Genomic DNA, 18,973 nt, shown 5'->3' with positions numbered 1-18,973 from the left:
ACTTAATATTTCAGAGGAATAAATTTCACTCAGCGCCAATCACCCTGCACGGTAAATGCTGCCCAATAATAAGGCGACTGCCACTGCCCAGAATTCCACATCTCTAGTTGTGCCGCCCTCAACGCCTTAACTGGATTTTGTCCTTCATTAATCATCTTCTGGTAAAATTTGGTCATCAGTTCGGAAGTGGCCACATCATTGACACTCCATAAAGACACCACTACACGCCGTGCCCCTGCATACATAAAGCCTCTTGTCAATCCCACTAATCCTTCTCCTTTCACCGCTTCACCGAGGCCGGTTTGACAGGCACTCAACACCACCAATTCAGCCGGCAAATTCAAGTTAAAAATATCGTGCAGACGCAAAAAGCCATCCTGGGATTTCCCTTGTTGATCAAATAGCGACAACACCACCCCCGATAATTCAGGATTCACCGGATCAAGTAAGCCATGAGTAGCCAGGTGAATCATTTGATATTGAGCTAAATTCGGGTCAGTGGCAACTTGCCGAGAAGCATCAAAATCCAAGGCTTGCAAACGTTGCGCGTCGGGAAGTAAGGCGAGGATTTTTTCAGCTTCAGTGCGGGTGAATTTGAGCCGGTCAAGAACTACTCCACCTTCCCCAATTCCTAAATTGCGGGTCGCACGAGTTAGGGCAGAATTATTAATAGAAGCAGTTGGTTGAGCAGGAATGCCGGTTACTCGCTCATCATTGAGATTGAAGACTGGATCGGCAATCACAGCCAAAGTTTTATTAGCAATAGGCCGGTTTTCCAGTTGCCGGCGTTGGATGGCAACAGTAGAGGCAGAAGGCAGCGTCACAATCTCGTTTTGTACTAAAAGCGGTGTATTGGGAGAAGCGGGAAGCGGTAATGCAGCAAATGGAATCGTTTGCAGTGCCCCATCCCCAACAATTAATAAACGTTTATTTTCTAGTTGAGACGCAGCCGGCTCTAGTAACATTTTGCTTAAAGGTAAGCCGGCTTCTATATTTCTCCCACTATTTATCGTGACAGCCTCTCGGAAGGTTTCCGCTGCCGCTTCGATTTCACCTTGTCTTGGTAAGATATAACTAGTTAAGCTATTTTTTGTAACCACCCACAGATAACTCTGTTTCTCACTTAAAGCATATTCTAAAAGGACAGTTTCTTCATCCAGAACTTGTTGCTGAATCTCCTGCAAAGTCAGAGGTTCAGGATATTTCAAATCAGCATAGCGAGGGCTAGAAATGCGAATTTTAGCTTTGAGTTGGTCAAGTTGAGCGAGCGTTGATGCAATTTTTTGTTGAATTTCCTCAAGTTCTGTTTGCGTATAAGACCCACTGACTAATTGATACTTTTGATGATCTAAGGCATTGAGTTGTGGTTGTAAACTTTGTTCACTTTCAAGCAGTTGGGGTTCTACTCCAGCCCGAATATCTGCTGTTGCTTCAGTCAGGAGTTCAAGAAGACTTCTCGCACGGGCACGCTCGCTAATATGCAAAGCCTCGGCATCATAACCTTTATTCGGGTCTTGCTGATGCAATTGCATTAATAAATCGATGTAAAACTGATAATAATCTTGGTTGCCGGCAAAGTAAGATTGTCTCAGGTCTTGAGAGGCAATTTGGGTGCGGAGGTTCTCAATAATATTGAGAGCGGTTTCGATTTCGCTTTTGGCAACTGTGAGGCGATTTTGTTGCCGGCTCAAAATCGCTTGATTGTAGAGAATATTAGCTTCTTCAGTTTTGTAACCAAGTTGTCGAGACAAAGACAACGCTTGATTATAAGATTCAACGGCTGCCGGCTCTTGACCTAAAGCGGCGTAGATTTTTCCCATCTGATTAAGGATGGCGGTTTCTTTAACTTTGTCGTTAAGATGCTGGGAGATTAATAAGGCTTGGTTGTAGGCATTGAGAGCCGTTGCCCATTCGTTTGAGGTGATATAGATGTTCCCAATGCCCATGAGGGCAGAGGCTTCGGCATCTAGAGTGCCGGCAGGTCGTGAGATAGTTAAGGCTTTATTGTAAGATTTGAGGGCATCATTTTGCCATTGTTGTGAAGTTGCTTGAATAGAACCAATGTTGTTGAGGGTAGCGGCGACGGCCTTTTGGTCATTTAATTGATAAAACAAGGGTAAGGCTTGGTTATAGTAATCAAGGGCAGCTTTTGGCTCAGCTAACTCGGTGTAGAGTTGACCGAGACTATTGAGAATATCGGCTTCTTCTTTTTTAGACCCAGCTTGTTGTGACAAAGGTAACGCTTGATTGTAGGAGTCTAGTGCCGATTGAAATTGACCTAAATCAGCGTGAATTTTACCCATTGATAAAAGCGTGAGTGCAGCTTGAGCAGAGTTTTGCTCTGCACGATAGAGTTCAAGGGCTTCTTCTAACTTGGTTAGTGCTAGTTGTCTCGATTCGATGGTTTCTTGACTAAAGAGTTGGTTTCCTTTGATATAGGCGACTTCTGCGGCAGAAACTTTGATGCCGGCAGCAATATCCCAGATTCGGGCGGTTCTATCCTGACTAGCCGTGAGAATTTGCCGGCCATTTGGGCTAAATTCTGCATTGTTGATCCCATCTTCATGTCCCCGGAATATCGCTAACAGATTGCCTTTGTTATCCCACAAACGAGCGGTTTTATCTTCACTAGCGGTGAGAATTTGCCGGCCATCCGGACTAAATACGGTGCTGTTGACAGAACTGTCATGATCTCGGAATATTGCCAGGAGATTGCCTTTGATATCCCACAGGCGGGAAAGTCTATCTCCACTGGTGATCAGGATTTGCTGGCCATCCGAGCTAAATTCTGCACTCCTGTGAGAAGCGGTGCCTTTCTCTACATCCTTCTGTCCCCGAAACTCAGCAAGGAGATTGCCTTTGGTATCCCACAAACGGGCATATCCATAAGAATAATCGCTGGCAGTGAGGATATGGTGACCATCTGGGCTAAATACGGCATTGATGACAGCATCTTCATGTCGGAACACAGCCAAGAGATTACCTTTGGTATCCCACAGACGGGCAGTTTTATCAAAACTGGCGGTGAGGATTTGGCTACCATCAGGGCTAAATACTGGATTGATGACTTCATACTCATGCCCCCGGAACTCAGCGAGGAGATTTCCTTTGGTATCCCACAGGCGGGCGGTACTATCTATACTAGCGGTGAGAATTTGACCCCCATCCGGGCTAAATACTGCCCTTGTAACAGAACCCTTGTGTCCTTGGAATTTTGCCAGGATATTACCTTTGATATCCCACAAGTAGGCGGTTTCATCACCCACTGCAAGGATATGCCGGCCATCGGGGCTAAATACTGGTCTGGAGACCCTTTCTTTAGGGACTTGAAACTCGCTTAGAAGATTGCCTTTGTTATCCCACAGGTGGACGATTTTCTCGGTAGTGGTGAGAATATGGCGACCATCCGGGCTAAATACGGCACGCTGGACTTCCTCGTTCTCCTGTAACTCTGCCAGTTGAGCGTTATTTTTGGACAAGCTTTCCTGAAAGGTTTGCAGGGCAGCCATTTGCTTGGCTTGGGCAGCCATTGCGACTGATACATCCCACAACCGGGCAGTGCCATCATCACCGACAGTGAGAATTTGCCGGCCATCTGGGCTAAATACTGCACTGTGGGTGGTGCCTTCATGCCCTCGGAACACTGCCAGGAGATTACCTTTGAGATCCCACAACCGGGCGATTCCAGGGCCGAAAGTGTCACTGCTGGTCATGAGAATTTGCCGGCCATCCGGGCTAAAGATTGCACTTCTGAGATGTCTTTCATCTACCCGAAACTCTGTCAAGAAATTGCCTTTGAGATCCCACAGACGAGCAGTATCATCTAAACTCTTGGTCAGGATTTGACTTCCATCTGGACTAAATACGGCACTTTCGAGTCTCTCCTTATGCCCCCGAAACTCAGCTAGAAGATTGCCTTTGAGATCCCACAACCGGGCAGTTTCATCATTACTTGCTGTCAAGAATTGGCGACCATCTGGGCTAAAAACGACACTGTTGACAGCCTTCTCATGTCCTAGTGGGAATTCAGCTAAAAGATTACCTTTGGTATCCCACAATCGGGCAATTCTATCCTCACTGGCGGTGAGAATTTGATTGCCATCGGGACTAAATGCTGCACTGTTAACAATCCACTGCCATTCTTCTTCGTCCTCAACTTTCTTTGGCACCCGCAACTCAGTGAGGAGATTACCTTGGCTATCCCACAAGCTAACCGGATAGCACAGGCAATCGCTGGGGAGGATTTTGCTTCCATCCGGGCTAAATACTGCATTAATGCGATTGTGTCCTTGCAATACAGAGAGGAGATTGCCTTTTGTGTCCCATAAACGGATGTTCTCACCATTCGTGGTGAGGATTTGGCGACCATCTGGGCTAAATCTTGCTCGATAGATCCCTTCTTCATGTCCTTTAAACTCTGCCAAGAGATTGCCTTTAAGATCCCATAATCGTGCAGTTTCATCTCGACTCGCGGTGAGAATTTGCCGACCATCGGGGCTAAAGACAGCACTGGTGACATAACTTTTATGTCCCCGAAATATTGCCAGTTGAGCGTTATTCTCAGATACGCTTTCTAGAAGGGTTGTTGTCGCAACCCTTTGCTCGGATTCAGCAGTAATTGCGGCTGAAACATCCCATAAGCGAGCAAATTTATCCCAACCAAAGGTGAGGATTTGCCGGCCATCTGGACTAAATACTGCCGCAACTGCACCTACACTATCATGTCCCCGCAATATTGCCAGCAGATTGCCTTTGGTATCCCACAGACGAGCAGTTCCATCTCGACTACTGGTTAGGATGTGCCGGCCATCCGGGCTAAATCCTTGTACACTCCAGCTATAAATTTCATGCCCTTGGAATTGAGCCAAAAGATTACCTTTGATATCCCAAACCCGCGCTGTATCGCTACTGGCAGTGAGGATTTGGTTTCCGTCGGGACTAAATATTGCTCTATAGACCCCTTCCTCATGCCCCTGAAACTCTGCCAGCACATTACCTTGCCTATCCCACAATCGTGCAGTTTTATCTGAACTGCCGGTGAGAATTTGGCTGGCGTCAGGACTAAATTCTGCACTAATGACACGATCCTGATGCCCCTGGAACTCTTTGAGAAGATTGCCATTGCTATTCCATAAGCAAACAACTCCATACAAATCGACAGTGAGGATTTGGCCACCATCGGGGCTAAAGATAGCGTTTGAGAAAATTAATCCTCCACTTCTCCTTCTCCTGTCCTGACGACCTTGGAACTCTACTAAAAGATTGCCCTTGGTATCCCACAAACGAAATTTATGCCCTAAGCCGGCTTGATTGGTAAGTCTACTAATAGTGAGAATTTGCCGGCCATCTGGACTAAATACGGCATTTGTAATATTGTCTTGCCCCTCAACTCCCCGGAACACAGCCAGGAGATTGCCTTGGGTATCCCACAGGCGGGTGCTTTCATACTCACTGATGGTCAGAATTTGCCGGCCATTGGGGCTAAACATAGCACGTCTGACTTCTCTCTCATGACCCCGAAGCACCGTCAGAAGATTGCCATTGCTATCCCACAAGCGGACGGTTTTATCTTCGCTGGCCGTGAGAATTTGTTTCCCATCTGGGCTAAATACGGCACTGGTGAGATCAGCCTCATGTCCTAAGAAAACGGCAAGTTGACCGGCAAATGCCTCCACCGGCTCTTTTGTTCTTCCTGTCGTTCTGCTTTCTGTTGCCGGTGGCTGGGCTAGTGTGGGATTGTTGGGTTGGGCGTTGATGGGGATGCTGTAAGTCGTTGCAAATACCACACCCATCACAAGGGCAACACAGCGCTCAACTTTTCCGTAGTTACCTGACATCATCATTATTTTTTAAGCCACTTGAGTCAGCTATGGACGTTGCACATTCAGAGCCTAATCAAAAGAATTATTTTTTAACCCAATTAAACAACTGCTTGATGTTGAAAATATGGCCGGCTCAACAAAAATTAGCAGTGTCAAATAATGCAACTAGCTCAATGCCATCTCCACAACTCAGCGCCAATCACCTTGCACGGTAAATGCTGCCCAGTAGTAGGGAGACTGCCACTGCCCAGAATTCCACATCTCCAGTTGTGCGTCTCTCAAAGCCGTCACCGGCTTTTGACCGTCTTGCAGCATCTTCTGGTAAAACCTGGTCATCAGCTCGGAAGTGGCCACATCATTAACACTCCATAAAGATACCACCACACGTCTTGCTCCTGCATACATCAAGCCTCTTGTCAAACCAACTAATCCTTCTCCTTTCACTTCTTCACCTAAGCCGGTTTGGCAAGCACTCAGTACCACCAATTCAGCCGGCAAATTAAGGTTGAAAATATCATGCAGACGCAAAAAGCCATCCTGAACTTTTCCTTGTTCGTTAATCAGGGATAGCACCACGCCAGATAACTCAGGATTGACTGGATCGAGTAATCCATGAGTTGCTAAGTGAATGATTTGATATTGCGCCAAATTTGGGTCAGTAGCGAAAGAGCGAGATGCGCTAAAATCTAAGGCTTGTAGACGTTGAGATGCGGGAACCAAGGCGAGGATTTTTTCAGCTTCAGTGCGAGTATATTTCAACCGATCTAGAATCACCCCACTTTCCCCAATTCCTAAATTACGGGCAGCACGCGTTAAGGCATAATTTCTGGAAGTGTCAGGAGTTTGTGCAGGAGTGCCGGCAACCCGCTCATCATTGAGATTGAAGACTGGATCAGCTAGTACCGCCAAGGTTTTCGCAGCAAGAGGTCGGTTTTCTAGCTGCCGGCGTTGGATGGCAATCGTGGAGGCAGAAGGCAGCGTCACAATCTCGTTTTGTACTAAAAGCGGAGTAGTCGGATTTGATGGGATAGGTAATGCCGCAAAAGGAATATATTGCAATGCCCCATCCCCAACAATCAGTAGCCGTTTATTGCCAAGTTGATTAGCAGCCGGCCCTAGTAAAATTTGACTCAGAGGCACGCCGGCATCTAGTTTTGCTACACTATTTTGAGTAACAGAATCTCGGAAGGTTTTGACCAGGGTTTCAATTTCGTTTTGTTTGGGAAGTTCGTAACTGGTAATGCTGTTGTTAGTCACTGCCCAAAGATAACTACGGTTTGCGCCCAGAGAATATTCTAGAAGTACAGTATTTTCATCCAATACTTGTTGTTGAATTTCTGACAGTTTCAGAGGTTCAGGATATTTCAGCTCAGCATAGCGGGGATTTGTGACGCGAATTTTAGCTTTAAGTTGATCAAGTTGAGCGAGCATTGATGCAATTTTTTGCTGAATTTCCTCAAGTTCTGTTTGCGTATAAGACCCACTGACTAATTGATACTTTTGATGATCTAAGGCATTAAGTTTTTGTTGTAAACTTTGTTCTTGTTCCAGTAGTTGAGGGTCAACCCCAGCTCGAATATCTGCGGTTGCTTCAGTCAGGAGTTCAAGAAGACTTCTAGCACGGGCACGTTCGCTAATATGCAAAGCCTCGGCATCATATCCTTTAGTCGGATCTTGCTGATGCAATTGCATTAATAAATCAATATAAAATTGATAATAATCTTGGTTGCCGGCAAAGTAGGATTGTCTTAGTTCTTGACTGGCAATTTGGGTGCGAAGGTTCTCAATAATATTGATAGCGGTTTCGATTTCAGTTTTGGCAACTGTGAGGTGATTTTGTTGCCGGCTCAAAATCGCTTGATTGTAGAGGATGTTCGCTTCTTCAGTTTTATAACCGAGTTGCCGAGACAGAGATAACGCTTGATTATAAGATTCAATGGCTGCCGATTCTTGACCTAAAGCCGCGTAGATTTTTCCCATCTGATTAAGGATGGTGGTTTCTTTAATTCTGTCGTTAAGATGCTGGGAGATTAATAAAGCTTGGTTGTAGGCATTGAGAGCCGTTGTCCAGTTTTGAGAGGTAATATAAACGTTGCCAATACCCATGAGGGCAGAGGCTTCAGCATCTAGAGTGCCGGCAGGGCGAGAAATAACCAAAGCTCGATTGTAAGATTTGAGAGCATTTTGCCATGGTTGGGAAGTTGCTTGAATAGAACCAATGTTGTTGAGGGTAGCGGCGACGGCCTTTTGGTCATTTAATTGATAAAACAAGGGTAAGGCTTGGTTATAGTAATCAAGGGCAGCTTTTGGCTCAGCTAACTCGGTGTAGAGTTGACCGAGACTATTGAGAATATCGGCTTCTTCTTTTTTAGACCCAGCTTGTTGTGACAAAGGTAACGCTTGATTGTAGGAGTCTAGTGCCGATTGAAATTGACCTAAATCAGCGTGAATTTTACCCATTGATAAAAGCGTGAGTGCAGCTTGAGCAGCGTTCTGCTCGGCACGATAGAGAGTAAGCGCTTCTTCTAACTGAGTGAGAGCGAGTTGTCTAGATTCGATAGTTTCTTGATTTGAGAGTTGATTACCTTTGATAAAGGCGACTTCTGCGGCTGAGACTTTGATGCCGGCAGCAATATCCCATATACGGGCGGTTCTATCATTACTAGCGGTGAGGATTTGCCAGCTATCTGGGCTAAATTCTGCACTTCTGACCCCATCTTCATGTCCCCGAAATATGGCGAGAAGATTACCTTTGTTATCCCACAGACGGGCAGTTTTATCCTCACTGGCAGTGAGAATTTGACTCCCATCCGGACTAAATACGGCGCTGTTGACAGCACTGTCATGATCTCGGAGTATTGCTAGAAGATTGCCTTTGATATCCCACAGGCGAGAAAGTCTATCTCCACTGGTGATCAGGATTTGCTGGCCATCCGGGGTAAATTCTACATGGCTGTCATGACTGGAACCTTGATATACATCCTTCTGCCCCCGAAACTCTGCCAGGAGATTGCCTTTGGTATCCCACAGACGGGCATACCCGTGCAAATCATTGCCGAGGGTAAGGATTTGCAGGCCATCTGGGGTAAAGATTGCATTGTCAACCCACTCATGCCCCCGAAATTCTTGCAGAAGGTTGCCTTGGGTATCCCACAGACGGGCAGTTTTATCTAAACTGCTGGTGAGGATTTGACTGCCATCTGGACTAAAGACTGCACTGTCAACAGCACTGTCATGCCCTCGGAACACAGTCAGGACATTGCCTGTGAGATTCCACAGGCGGGCAGTACTCTCTAACCCGGCAGTGAGAACTTGCCGACCATCGGGGCTAAAGACTGCACTTTGGATTCGATGCCCTTTTTCCTGAAACTCAATCAGGAGATTGCCTTTGGTATCCCATAAACGAACGCTTGAATCAGTCGCAACGAGAATTTGCCGGCTATCTGGGCTAAATTCTGCACTTTGGACATACTCCTGCCCAGCTAACTGTGCGACAAGATTGCCGTGGGTATCCCACAAGCGGGCAGTTGCAGAAGGATAATGACCAATTGTAAGAATTTGCCGGCCATCTGGGCTAAATATTGCACGCCTGATCTGATCCTTATCATCGCGTAATGCGGCGAGTTGGGCATTATTTTTAGAGAGATTGTCCTGAAAGGTTTGCAAAGCAGCCGTTTGCTTCGCTTGAGCAGCCATTGCGACTGATACATCCCACAAACGGGCAGTGCCATCCCCACTGGCGGTGAGAATGTGCCGGCCATCGGGGCTAAATACTGCACTATTGATTCCAAGCTCATGCCCTCGGAACACAGCGAGTAGATTGCCTTTGAGATCCCACAGGCGGGCGATGCCAGGGCCGGTATTCTCACTGCTAGTAATGAGAATTTGGCTGCCATTGGGACTAAAAATTACACTCCCAAGATAGGTTTCATCTGCTCGAAACTCTGCCACAAAATTGCCTTTGCTATCCCACAAGCGGGCGGTCTCATCTAAACTCTTAGTGAGGATTTGGCTGCCATCTGGGCTAAATATGGCACTTTTGAGTCTCTCCCGATGCCCTCGAAACTCTGTTACGAGATTGCCTTTGAGATCCCACAAGCGGGCTGTTTCATCATCACTGGCAGTGAGAATGTGCCCGCCATCCGGACTAAATACTGCACTGTTCACCCCTTTCAGGTGTCCCCGGAACTCTGTTAGGAGATTGCCTTTGAGATCCCACAGGCGGGCGGTTTTATCGTTACTAGCGGTGAGGATTTGTTTACCATCAGGACTAAATACTGCACTTTTAGCGACCCCCCCCCATACTTCCTCAGGGGGTCGCAACTCAGCAAGGAGATTGCCTTTAAGATCCCACAACCGGGCGGTATTATCCCCACCACCATTAATACCAGCAGTGAGAATTTGGCGACCATCGGGGCTAAATTTTGCACTTCCGATTATTAGAGACTCACTCCCGCGCAACACAGCTAAGAGGTTGCCTTTAAGATCCCACAACCGGGTAGTTCTATCAAAACGGGTCGTGTTATAGTCCCCACCAATTGTGAGGATTTGGCGACCATCGGGGCTAAATATTGCGCGGCTGACCCCCTCATGAACCTGGAACTGTACTAATAGATTACCGTTGGTATCCCACAGACGGGCGTTTCTATCATCACTAGCAGTAAGGATTTGCCGGCCATCGGGACTAAATACTGCAATGACATCACCATTGTGTCCCCCGAATATTGCCAGTTGAGCATTATTTTTAGAGACGCTTTCCTGAATAGTTTGCACACCAGCCATTTGCTCAGACTCGGCAGCTATTGCAGCTGATACGTCCCAGAGACGGGCGACTTTATCCCAACTAAAGGTAAGGATTTGCCGGCCATCGGGACTAAATACAGCCTGGACTAAATCATTATGCCCCCGCAACTTTGCTAGGAGATTGCCTTTCGTATCCCAAATTTGAGCAGTTCCATCTCGACTACTTGTCAAGATTTGCCGGCCATCGGGGCTAAATCCTGTTGCAATCCAGATATTACTCCAGTCAGAATCTCCATGCTGCCCAAATACAGTTAGGAGGTTGCCTTTGGTCTCCCACAAGCGGGCGGTTCCATTGCTGACGGTGAGGATTTGGCGACCATCCGGGCTAAATATTGCATTGGCGACCCCTGCCTCCTGAAATTCTGTCAAGAGATTACCTTTGGTATCCCACAAGCGAACGATTTTATCATCACTATTAGTGAGAATTTGCCGGCTATCGGGACTGAATACAGCCCTGATGATCTTATGCTCCTGGAACTCTTTGAGAAGCTTACCTTTGATATCCCACAAGCGAGCGGTTTGATCTGAACCGACTGTGAGGATTTTGCTGGCATCAGGACTAAAGGCTGCTCTTCCTTGAAACGCACCATTTCTAACTACTTTATGTCCCTGGAGTTCTACTAAAAGATTGCCTTTGGTATCCCATACATGGAATTTATCCCATATACCAGCTTTATCGCCAAAGTTACCAATGGTGAGGATTTGCTTTCCATTGGGGCTAAATACTGCTTTTCTGACATCATTCTGGTGCCCCCGAAACTCAGCTAGAAGATTGCCTTGGGTATCCCACAGACGGGCGGTTTTATCCTCAGTGGTGGTGAGAATTTGGCTGCCATCAGGACTAAATGTAGCTTCTGGAGCAGCAGCAAGGCTACTTGTCTCCTTCTGATCTGCCTCAAACTGAGTTAAGAGATTGCCTTGAGTATCCCACAAGCGGACAGTGCTATCTACATCAATGGTGAGGATTTGCTTTTTATTGGGACTAAAGACAGCGCTGGTGACATGATCCTCATGCCCCATAAATACTGCTAATTGGCCGGCAAATGCCTGCACCGGCTCTTTTGTTTCTGTTGTCGCCGAGTGTTCAGTTGCCGGCACCTGAGAAACTATGCGAATCCTCGATTGAGCGTTGATGGGGATGCTGTAAGTCGTCGCAAATACTACACCCATCACAAGGGCAACACAGCGCTCAACTTTTCGGTATTGACTTGGCATCATCATTATTTTTTCAGCAACCTGAGTGCGGGGACTTTTTGGAATTCTTCTAATCTATATGAATTCTTAAAAGCAAAAAGTTATTGTTATTTAACTCATCAAACGCAACGGCGTTCCTTCCGTAACCGCTTTCTCAATCTTTGCCTGTGCGACTAACCCCTCACGAGACAAAACTCTCACCTGTCCTGTCCCCTTAACAGCAGTAAATATCGCTCCTACATCCACTTTTCGTAAATCAACTCCTCCTAACCACAATTGGGCAGTATCCCCACTCACTTGCGTCACTACTGCCTGTGCAGTGGAATTGGGAGAATTGATAAAATACAAAGGTTGCTTCTGATAGCTAGTTCCTGGTTTAACTTCATAACGAGGATCTTGAGCGAAGGTTTCAGGAATCTCTGGCTGAATCTTCGGAAATATTCGCTCAATATTTCCATCTTCTTGCCATAAAAAATGGGTTAATAAATAAGTAAATATCCCCGACAAGAACCCATTAACATTAATTTCTCGCGCCAGTTGCTCTGGAGCAGTCGCCGCTAAAACAACACCTTTCGCCACACCTGTGCGGTAGCCTTTAACAAATTCTTCTGGCGACATATTTAACCGTGATAACCATTGCTGTTGGTAGGTTTTTTCATCGGCAGATACTAAAATATTCTTGCCACCTTCGCGGGAACGGACTCGTGCTTCTCTCGTTGCTCCGCCGGCAAAACAACTATCTAACACCACCGTGACGTTTTCAGTGTTTAGGGCAGACATCAATAAAAATAAAGTATGCCCCATTATGTCTTGCACCGCTCCTCCCACTTCGGGATATCCTGCCGGCAAGTTACCATCCACCGGCACAAAGGTTCCGTTCATGCCTTCCTTCCCTGGTTCAACAATAATTGGGTTCGGATCACGAATCAGTGAACCATGTCCAGAATAGTGATAAACCACCACATCTCCGGGTTTAGCTTGTTTAATGAGATGTTCTTCAAAGGCTCCTAACATTCCTTCCCGTGTCGCTTCTTTGTCGGTTAATATATAAACATCTTTGGGATTAAACCCAAACCGATGAACTAGCAAATTTCGTTGCAGTTCAATATCGTTGAGACATCCTTCTAACGGTTGCGAGGTATATTGATTAATTCCTACCAGTAAAGCAAGTTTGCGAGGGGTACTTTGGGCAAGCACTTGGCCATAGCGTTGTGCTTGTTGTTGGAATAAAAATTGATTAATTCCCAGAGTTGCCAAGGCAGAACCGGCAAATTTGAGGAAATGACGACGAGTTGGATGAATCATGGCGAACTCACTTAAAGATTTAGGTTTGTTATAGAGGGCAACTGAGAAATTAGCTAAAATATCAGTTTTTTGTCATATTTATACAAATTTTTCTAGAAGTTTACCCTTAAAGGTTGTTTTGATCAGGTTTTATGGACGGAAAAGGCAAATCTGCGAACGGGAAACGCGCTTTAAGATTATCTTTGACATTAATCTTGCCCTAAGCTGCTATAATTTTATGTTTGACTTAACACAGGATGCCAGGGAATGACTCGGAGTGAAGCGGAAGTTCGAGCGCAAAAAGTAGATGAACTGCGAGCGCAAGGGATAGAACCTTATCCCAGCCAATCTTATCAGCGGTCGCACACAACACAGCAAGTTCACGATTTATTTAGTCAGCCAGGAAACGAACTACAAAATGAAGAAACAGACCCCGAAGAACGCCAACTTCGGGTTTCAGGACGCATCACTTCAAAACGGGATAGTGGCAAAATTTGCTTTATCGACTTAACCGATGCCACCGGCAAGATTCAACTGAAGATCGAAAAGAACGAAGTTACTGGCAATCCCGGCTTATCTTTTGACCAAATTAAAAAACTGCTTGATGTCGGAGATTTCGCCGGCGCCGTTGGAATTGGCTGTCGTACCAAGCGGGGAGAACTTTCAATTCAGGTTAAAGAATTGGATGTTTTGTCAAAAGCAACCATCCCCTTTCCTGATGCTTATTACGGTGTAAATGACCCGGAAACGTGCCGCCGGCATCGGGAAATGGATCTCGCCGGCAACTTAGAATCTTTCAACCGCTTTCAACTCCGCAGCCGCATCATTCAAAGCATTCGCGCTTACTTAGTTGACGCTAATTTCTATGAAATTGAAACTCCAATTTTGCAAGCGATTTATGGCGGCGCAGCGGCTAGACCTTTCATCACCCATCATAACGCCCTAGATGTGGATTTATATCTACGAATTGCCCCAGAATTGTTTTTAAAAAGGGCAGTTTGTGGCGGATTTGAGCGGGTTTTTGAATTGGGTAGAGTGTTTAGAAACGAAGGCGTTGACAGCACACATAATCCTGAATTTACAGGATTGGAAGTTTATCAGGCTTATGCAGATTACTTCGATATTTTAGCAGTGGTAGAAGATGTCATGTGTCATGCTGCTACGGTTGTTTTTGGTGAGCAAACAGAAATTGAATATCAGGGACAAACGATTAGCTTAAACCGGCAATACGATTACAGTGACAAATATCCGGGGTTTGCCGGCAAGCATTGGCAAGTCAAAACAATGGTTGAAGCGGTTAAGGATGAAACCGGCTTAGATTTTGAGGTTTTAGATTTACCCGCAGCCATCAAAGCAGCGGAAGAACGCGGACTTAACCTTTCTAAGTTAGAGAAACAAAGCTTAGGTTATGTTCTCTATGCCGTCTTTGATAAGCTAGTTGAATCAACATTAATTCAGCCAACGTTTATCATCGATTTCCCCGTAGAAGTCAGTCCCCTGGCGAAGGGACATCGCAGCAAACCGGGTTATGTTGAGCGGTTTGAATTATTTATCGCCGGCACTGAATATTCCAATGGATTTTCAGAGTTGAACGATCCGAAAGAGCAAAGAAAGCGATTTGAAGAACAACTCGCGCAAAAGAATGCCGGTGATGATGAAGCGCATCCAATGGATGAAGATTTTATCGAAGCTTTATCTTTAGGAATGCCGAATTGTGCCGGCATGGGAATTGGAGTTGATCGCCTTGTGATGCTGTTAACAAATACGCAAAGTATCCGAGATGTCGTGATGTTCCCCACCATGAGACCTGTGAAGGATTCTTAGGCCGGTTTAAGAATTCTACTGTACTCTCGCTTAGCCAGTAGTCCGCCTGGGATTTGATTCCCAGGCGTTTTATTAGACAACAACTTAAACGCTACGGCATCTCAATCGGAATTAAGGAATTCTCCGGCACATAATCTTGAAAACGACCAGCATCGGAAAGCATTAAAACCAATCGCAGTGACCAATCTGGATTCATTGGCAAATCGGCCCACGGAATTGCGATTTCCAAACACTTATCTAGAGCCACCTGAGCACGACCGGCACGGGGATGCCACTTATGGTGTTCACCGGCTTCTTGAAACCAAGCGGTTTGCGTTACCAAATTAATCCCTAAATGATGGTGAAACCCATAATTCACCGGCGCTTCATCGGGGATATCTGCCAGAGGCGCACGACTGTTGTGCATTGTCCGATCCGGATAGTACCACAGCAAATTCAGCTCTGAGGGACAATCCTTGCCCGGTTGCGTGCCACTTTTGAAATCTAGCCGCAGATAGAAATTTAAGTGATCCACCCCATACCACAGCCGCTGAACCGCTGAACTGCGGTGCATCGTTCCCCGTGCGCCACCAATATCGAGCCGGCCGGCCTTATCCCAATCTTGCTCATCCCCCACCCCATCGATAACAGGATGAATAAAGCTTTGTGGCCGGTGATCCCCCTGATTTTCGTGGATCTCCACTGCACGCATCAACTCAGGGGGAATCGGCTCATTCAACGCTTGATAAATCGCCGCTAAATGTTCGCGGAACAGCTGGTCAAAAATCGCATCTTGGTTTGAGGAATGGCCGGCTCCAAACCACCAGAACCAGTCAGAACCCTCCGCCGCATACAGCGCTTCCCAGGCTTCTGGATTGTTTTCTTCCGTCGCCTGTGGATGGTTGGCGAGTACCTGCCGCGCTTGTGTCAGTAAATCCCAAGCCCGATTTTTTGCGGGATCGCCGATCCAAGTGGTAAAGTTGCCATCCACCCAGGAACCGCTATGCAGACGATCTGTCGGCAGTTTTTCCGTCGGCGGGAATTGCTCAATAAACTCGGAAACCGTCACCAGTTTTAGATCCGGCGCATCACTCAGGGTTTGATAAAGCTGTTCTAAGAACGGTTTCCCATCCTGCTGATAGAATTCCCAGCAATTTTCCCCATCTAAGGCAATTGTCACCAACCAGGGTTGTTCTAAAGCTGTGCCGTCACCCGGTTGTCGATATTTCAGGGTTCGTGAAATGGCTTCCAAATGGCCAACCAAATCGGCTGCGGCCCGTTTCGGTTCCATCGCGCTATAAGTAAAGCCGATCAAATCGGAAAGCCGGTGATCTCTAAATACAATGGCGAGATCCCCGTGAGGCGTTTCTAAGCGATAAGGCCGGTAAAGTAACTCCGGTTCGCAGACATTCCCCACACCATCCCGGTGGAAAAAGGTTTTGAGGGTACAACCGAGCACCGCTTCATCCGAGCAAATCCAGTTAAACCCTTGCTTTGCAATATAGGGCAAAATTTGGGGACTGACAGACTGCTCTGAGGGCCATAATCCGCGCGGCGCTTGACCGAAGCGGTCGGTATACATATCCCAAGCTTTCTGCAAGTGCCGGGGAATATCTTCTTCCCACTGGAAACGGTGTTGCGGTAAGGTCATGTGCGGCACCGCCACCCGACCGGCATCTGTATCCGCTAGTAAGGGTAAAATCGGGTGGGTGTAGGGCGTTGTTGTTACCTCCAACTGACCAGCTTGTTGCATCTGCCGGTGTTGCGGGACGATGCGGCGGAGAATGTCTCGCTGTTTGGAATAAATTCGCTGCCGATCACTTAAGGTAAAGTTCTTGCCTTGCTCTAACCACTGCGCGATTTCTGGATCATCCCAAAACAGGGGATCAATCCAAGCTAAGTTATGCCAAGCCAACAAATCGCTATAATCTTGCGCGTTCCAATTGTCTAAGCACCACGGCCAGCCCTTGTCTTGTCGTTGATGGTAGAGTTCGGCGTAGCGGGGGTGGGGATCAATTAAGGTGTGGTGATTGGCGTCAAAGAAATGCTCAATGATGAATTGCTTTTGTTCGGTGTTGAGCTGTTCCGTTGGCGTTAGCGCTGCTGTCAGGTAAGGGTCGAGTGCAGTGCCGTCGATGTAATCCTCTAACTGCAAAATCAAGGAGGGAACAAGGTTCACCGTTTGATGCAGTTTGGGATAGCGCTCTAGCAATAATACGAGATCCAGGTAATCTTTTGTCCCGTGCAGCCGTACCCAAGGCAGCCGGTATTGACCGTTGCTGCGATTTTTGTAGAGCGGCTGATGTTGATGCCAGATAAACGCAATGTAGAGGGGATGGGGCATAGGTTTCAGCTTAAAAACAAACAGGGAAAAGCTTTTACCTCTCCCTGTTCAATGTATCAGTTTTCAGCTGTCAGTTATCTTTTATGGCTTGTCATTTGTCGTTTGCTGTTGACAAATAAGTGATGAGCGATAACTAGAACACTTGCTCGACTTCGGCAATTTCTGGGATCATTTCACGCAATTTCCGCTCAATGCCCATTCTCAAGGTCATTGTAGAGCTAGGACAGGAACCGCAGGCTCCTTGCAAGCGCAGTTTGACAATCGGGCCGTCTAATTCAACTAGCTCAACGTTGCCACCATCAGCCATCAGGTAGGGACGCAGTTCATCCAAAACAGTTTCTACGTTGTCTGGGGTTAGTTCCAGTGTGTTCATGGTGTCCTCGGAAAATCTTGCTCTATTGGTCATTTTACCTTTGTTCTCCCAACGTGGGCGTAGGAAGAGTAGGAGAGGGAAGCAAGAGCGACGGCAACTATCTGCGCTCTTGCTATGGCACGCTGCGCTTACCCCCCTACGAGCGTTCAAATTAAACGGCTGCCGGTTCGAGCAGTTTCACGTTCGAGAAGTTGAACTCGGTGGTCGTTACTTGGCCATTTTCTTTGGAATGAATCACCTGACGGGTCATTACATAGTAATTGCCAATTTTCTCGTAGCTGTCTTCAAATTGCAGTTCTTTGATGGTGTCATTGGTCTGGGGATTGCGGAAAATGGCATCATACCGGCTTGCGGCGTAGCCCTCCCCAGTATCCAAGCTTTCGTGGGTGTCGATGGTGAATGCCATCCGTCCCATGACTCGGCTGACTTGGCAAATTTCGGTGCCTCGGATCTTGTAATTTGATCCCATCGCGTCACCTTTGACCAAGATTTCGAGTGCGCCGGTGTTGTCAGCTTCACCCGCACTAAAGGTGTTTTTTCCGTGAGATTGCTCGAAATTACTGCGTTTGCGGTGGGTGACGATGTCGCGTAGTTGGGTGTAGACGCTTTGTTTCACCTCGTCGTCTTCAATGCCGGTGACTTCGACACTCATATCAGGCTTGATGGCGATCTTGCCGTGATAAACTTCATCACCCTGCTTGAGTACGATATCAGCCGTGTAGCCGGGAAAGTTCCCATCCCAGGTGTAGCGGTTTTCGTAAGCAGCTCGAAATAGCTCACGAGCATTCGTTTGCTCGGTCATAGAATTCCTCTGTGTATCAACACTTACCAGTTTGACATCTTCCCCACCCAGGCGTACTGGCTAAGGGTGTGGTATTCCCATCCTCGCTGATAGGGTTTCCTGCCTCTATAGTTGCTGTAGCGTCTAAAAGGTCAAGTCATTGATAAGTGGCCGGCAAATTTATCTCACCCTTGCCCTATAGGTACTATCGGTGAGAATCGGCAAAAATTTCCATAAAAATCGTTTAGTAAAATTGTAGTCATAGCTTCTTAAAGCTGTTTAATTATTACCACAATTTAAATATTAACTTCTTTGTTTTATTATTATTATTTATTGCCGTAATTTTTAGTTTTAGATTGTGCAATATCTATTTATAAAAATAAAACTTTATTGTAAAAGTAGCTATTTAAATTTATAATATTTTACAACAAAAAATGACATTTATCTGAACTTTATGCTTGAGGTCTAGGTAAAATAACAGAATCGTGTTGCAGTTTTACAAAACAGTTAATTATACTGGTCTTAATAAATTTTTCCTTTAAGTAATGCAGTCTGAGAGGTAGGAATTA

At 46.4% G+C, this 18,973-nt stretch carries 7 protein-coding genes; 1 reads left to right on the top strand and 6 read right to left on the bottom strand.

Annotated elements, in window-relative coordinates; genetic code table 11:
• Positions 1–29: 29 nt before the first annotated feature.
• From H6F56_RS23930 to H6F56_RS23920, 3 genes are all read right to left on the bottom strand, one after another.
• Positions 30–5,843: a CHAT domain-containing protein gene (locus tag H6F56_RS23930; protein WP_242032149.1), complete on the bottom strand. Its 5,814-nt coding sequence runs from the start codon at positions 5,841–5,843 to the stop codon at positions 30–32.
• Between the two features lie 168 nt (positions 5,844–6,011).
• Positions 6,012–11,846, bottom strand: coding sequence for a CHAT domain-containing protein (locus H6F56_RS23925; protein ID WP_242032148.1), 5,835 nt, complete (start codon positions 11,844–11,846; stop codon positions 6,012–6,014).
• Positions 11,847–11,930: 84 nt separating this feature from the next.
• Positions 11,931–13,124 carry a caspase family protein gene (locus tag H6F56_RS23920; RefSeq protein ID WP_190673949.1) on the bottom strand — a complete coding sequence of 398 codons (1,194 nt, stop codon included), beginning with the start codon at positions 13,122–13,124 and terminating at the stop codon, positions 11,931–11,933.
• 246 nt (positions 13,125–13,370) lie between these two features.
• Between H6F56_RS23920 and lysS the strand changes: the two genes are divergently transcribed.
• Positions 13,371–14,927: a lysine--tRNA ligase gene (lysS, locus tag H6F56_RS23915; protein ID WP_190673947.1), complete on the top strand. Its 1,557-nt coding sequence runs from the start codon at positions 13,371–13,373 to the stop codon at positions 14,925–14,927.
• A gap of 91 nt (positions 14,928–15,018) precedes the next feature.
• On the opposite strand, the gene H6F56_RS23910 is transcribed toward lysS, so the two are convergent.
• The 3 genes from H6F56_RS23910 to H6F56_RS23900 all read right to left on the bottom strand — a co-directional run bounded on the left by H6F56_RS23910 (position 15,019) and on the right by H6F56_RS23900 (position 18,425).
• Positions 15,019–17,250: a glycoside hydrolase gene (locus tag H6F56_RS23910; RefSeq protein WP_190673943.1), complete on the bottom strand. Its 2,232-nt coding sequence runs from the start codon at positions 17,248–17,250 to the stop codon at positions 15,019–15,021.
• Between the two features lie 133 nt (positions 17,251–17,383).
• Positions 17,384–17,614, bottom strand: a complete 231-nt coding sequence (locus H6F56_RS23905; RefSeq protein WP_190674979.1) for a NifU family protein — start codon at positions 17,612–17,614, stop codon at positions 17,384–17,386.
• Between the two features lie 160 nt (positions 17,615–17,774).
• The gene (locus H6F56_RS23900) at positions 17,775–18,425 is read right to left on the bottom strand and encodes a DUF3386 domain-containing protein (RefSeq protein ID WP_190673940.1); all 651 of its coding nucleotides are present in this window, start codon (positions 18,423–18,425) and stop codon (positions 17,775–17,777) included.
• Positions 18,426–18,973 lie beyond the last annotated feature (548 nt).

Origin of the sequence: Microcoleus sp. FACHB-672, from assembly GCF_014695725.1 — a bacterium.
GTDB lineage: Bacteria > Cyanobacteriota > Cyanobacteriia > Cyanobacteriales > Oscillatoriaceae > FACHB-68.
This window is presented reverse-complemented; position numbering and strand designations above follow the sequence as displayed.